This window comes from Bradyrhizobium sp. 142, assembly GCF_023074015.1.
GTDB lineage: Bacteria > Pseudomonadota > Alphaproteobacteria > Rhizobiales > Xanthobacteraceae > Bradyrhizobium.
The window spans coordinates 1-3443 of the sequence record NZ_JADPKQ010000127.1; the positions used below are offsets into that span (position 1 = coordinate 1).

The window sequence follows — 3443 nt, forward strand, 5'->3', positions numbered from 1 at the left end:
GATTATGTGCACCTCGTGATTATGCGCAGATTGCTGAGGCAGGAGGCTTTAACCGTCGGATTCTCGGACAACTTCCGGCTGGCGAACTGCGCATAATTCTCGTGTCTCCTATCGAGCGTAATCAGCTCAATAGGAGATCAGTATGCAAAAGATGATCGTCATACAGCCACGGCCGCGCGCTTGGCTGGAAGGAAGTATTCTCCAGCCTTACGTTTCGCAATATGGGGAGCATTTGCAACGAAGGCGATATGCTCCGGGCACCCAGCGCGCCTACATGTGCTGCATCGCGCACTTCGCCCATTGGCTGACAAAGGAGGGGTACCGCCTGGAAGCGATCGGCCAAGTCGCCGTCATTCGCTTTCTCTCGGAACACTTGCCGGCATGCGTCTGCCCCGATCCGGTCCGCCGTATTCGTCATGACCTGCAGGCGGCACTTGGCCACCTTCTGGAGGTACTCAAAGCTGGCGGCGTGGTGCCGCAGTATCCGGCTCGGAACTCCACTATCGAACAGGAGTTGACGCGTTTCGATATCCACATGCGCGACGTCTGGGGTTTGGCAGACAGGACCCGTCGGCGGCGCTGCAAAGTGGTTGAGGAGTTTCTTGTCGAACATGTCGGCGAGCAGCCCATTTCGATGGCGACAGCCACGACCGTCCGTCACTTCATCCTCGGCGAGCAGGGGCGAGGCTCCGCAGCCATCGCCGCGATAGGCGCCACCATTGCCTGCTATCTCCGCTTTCGCAGTATATCCGGCGATCGGGTGAGCGAACTGAAGGCCGCAATTCCCCGAGTCGCGCGCTGGCGGTTGGCGTCATTACCAGAGGTTCTGACCGACGCCGAGATCGACCAACTGCTGAGTTCGTTTGATCAGTCGTTTCCGTCGCGCCTGCGAGCTTATGCGATGGTGCGGTGCCTAATCGATCTAGGCCTGCGATCCGGCGAAGTCGTCAAGTTGCAACTTAACGACATCAACTGGTCCAATGGTACAATCAACCTTGTCGGCACCAAGAGTCGACGGGCTGATAGTCTGCCCCTGCCAGTCTCAACAGGAGCGGCGATTGCGGCCTATCTGCGTGAGGAGCGTCCTACGACGGCAAACCGAGCCGTATTTGTTCGTCACGTCGCATCCTACGACAAACCGATCACAACCAAGAGCGTCGTACGCGCAGTATTGGCCGGCTACCGAAGATGTGGATGGACGCGAACCGGGGTCCACATTCTCCGCCACAGCGCTGCCAGCCGACTTCTACGCGCCGGCGCGCCGATGAAGGAGATTGCGGACATCTTACGGCATCGAAGCCTCGACACGTCCGCCATCTATGCAAAGGTTGATCTGAACAATCTATCTGCTGTGGCTCTGCCTTGGCCGGGGAGCGCACAATGATCAACGCACGCACGATGCTCTCGTTGGCCGAGGACTATTTGTCCGAGCGCCGCGCCCTTGGTTTTAAGCTCAGGATGGAGGGCCATTACATCACCGCTTTCGCCCTGTTCGCAGACCAACACGGTCATCGCGGCCCACTCACCAACGGTGTCGTTCTGAACTGGGTGCAAGGCCAGGCCAAAAAAGCTACCCCGCTCTCCTGGGCCCGGCGCCTCGAGGTCCTTCGCCCGTTCGCGAGGTATCTGACGCGGGTTGATCCCGACACTGAGTTCCCTGAGACCGCGATCTTTGGTCGTGCACATCGACGCCTCACGCCGCATATCTATTCAGAGCAGGAGATATGCGATCTCGTGGCTGCCGCTTCGCGGCTGACTCCCAAGGGCGGTTTGCGACCAGCGACATACGCAACGATCTTCGGACTGATCGCGGCTACGGGGCTACGACGCTCGGAAGCACTCCAGCTGCGCTACGGCGATATCAATCTCGACAGCGCGGTCCTTACGATTCGTAATACGAAGTTCCGTAAGTCCAGGCATGTGCCTATGCATGCCACCGTCGTAGCCGCGTTGCGGCGCTATCTGGAGGTTCGTGCGCGTCATGGCGCTCTCTCCAAGGATTCGCCGCTGTTCCTCTCCTCAGAGGGCGGATTCATCGCGGAGCGGAGGATCAATAAGATTTTTCAGAAGCTTCGTACCAAACTCGGTTGGGCCCCGCGGGGCAGCCATCGTGAAGTGCGCATCCATGACCTGCGCCACACCTTTATTTGCCGCCGCGTTCAGCTTTGGCACGAACATGGCGCCGATATCGACAATAGGATGGCAGCGCTCTCGACCTACGTCGGCCACGCCAAAATCTCCGATACCTATTGGTATCTGACCGCCGTCCCAGAACTCATGGCGGTCTCTGGCAGGCGTTTCGAGCTTTTCGCAGCAAATGTCGGAGGAGATTATCGTGTCTGATGTCAACCCGACACCGTCCTTCCCCATCCTGCTTCAACGCTTCTTTGTCGAACATCTGGGCAACCAACGAGCTGTCAGCCCTCGCACCATCGCAGCCTACCGGGACACTTTTCGATTGTTGGTTGGCTTCGCCGAAGCGAAGATTGGCAAGGCGCCCACCCGGCTGATCTTGGCCGATCTTGATGCGCAATTGATCCTGGACTTCCTCGACCATCTGGAGAAGGAACGGAGCAACGGTGTGCGCACGCGCAATGCCCGCTTGGCGGCACTTCGCTCCTTTCTGAAGTATGCCGCCCATTACGACCTGACTGCGCTCATCGTCATCCAACAGGCACTGGCCATTCCGATGAAACGGTTCGACCGGCCGGTCCTGGGATTTCTCTCGCGCGAGGAGATGCAGGCGATTCTTGACGCGCCGGATGCGCGGACCTGGGCAGGTGAACGGGACCGCACACTGTTCAGCCTGATGTACAACACTGGCGCCCGTGTGTCCGAAGCCATCAGCCTACGCGTCGGCGAGGTTATCGTCGATGGCGCGGCGGTTGCACACTTGCATGGTAAGGGACGTAAAGACCGTAGCCTGCCGCTTTGGCGTACGACAGTCAGCTTGATCCGTAACTGGAAACGTCGGCTGGCTTTCACAAGCGAGGAGGACTTCCTGTTTCCGAACCGAAGCGGAGGGCGCATGGCGCGTTCAAACGTCACCCAGCGCTTTGAACTTGCGGTATCGGCTGCGGCGGAACGTTACCCGCAACTCCCGAGCCGCTCGATTTCGCCTCACACCATCCGCCACACCACGGCGATGCATCTCCTGCAGTCCGGCGTCGATATCAGCGTCATCGCTCTGTGGCTCGGTCATGAGAGTTCCGCGACGACGCATATGTACCTTCAAGCAGATCTCGCGATGAAGGAACGTACACTCAACCGGCTGCAACCCATGACGTCCAGTCAAGGTCGATATCGTCCGCCGGACCAGCTCATGCAGTTCCTGATGAGTCTCTGAAGTTATGCGCAGTTCGCCAGCCGGAAGTCGTCCGAGAATCCGACGGTTAAAGCCTCCTGCCTCAGCAATCTGCGCATAATCACGAGGTGCACATAAT

At 58.8% G+C, this 3443-nt stretch carries 3 protein-coding genes; all 3 read left to right on the forward strand.

Annotation, left to right across the window (positions count from 1 at the left end):
* The first annotated feature begins 142 nt into the window (after window positions 1-142).
* The 3 genes from IVA82_RS12860 to IVA82_RS12870 are packed head-to-tail and all read left to right on the forward strand — an operon-like array spanning window position 143 to window position 3346.
* A complete protein-coding gene (locus IVA82_RS12860) occupies window positions 143-1384 on the forward strand; it encodes a site-specific integrase (protein WP_247493317.1) in 1242 nt (413 codons plus the stop codon).
* Window positions 1381-2343 (forward strand): tyrosine-type recombinase/integrase, encoded by a 963-nt coding sequence (locus IVA82_RS12865; protein WP_247384592.1) that lies wholly within the window; start codon window positions 1381-1383, stop codon window positions 2341-2343. The genes IVA82_RS12860 and IVA82_RS12865 overlap by 4 nt, the downstream gene beginning before the upstream one ends.
* Complete coding sequence (locus tag IVA82_RS12870) at window positions 2336-3346, forward strand: tyrosine-type recombinase/integrase (protein WP_247493318.1); 1011 nt, start codon at window positions 2336-2338, stop codon at window positions 3344-3346. Before IVA82_RS12865 ends, IVA82_RS12870 begins: the two co-directional genes overlap by 8 nt.
* Window positions 3347-3443: the final 97 nt, after the last annotated feature.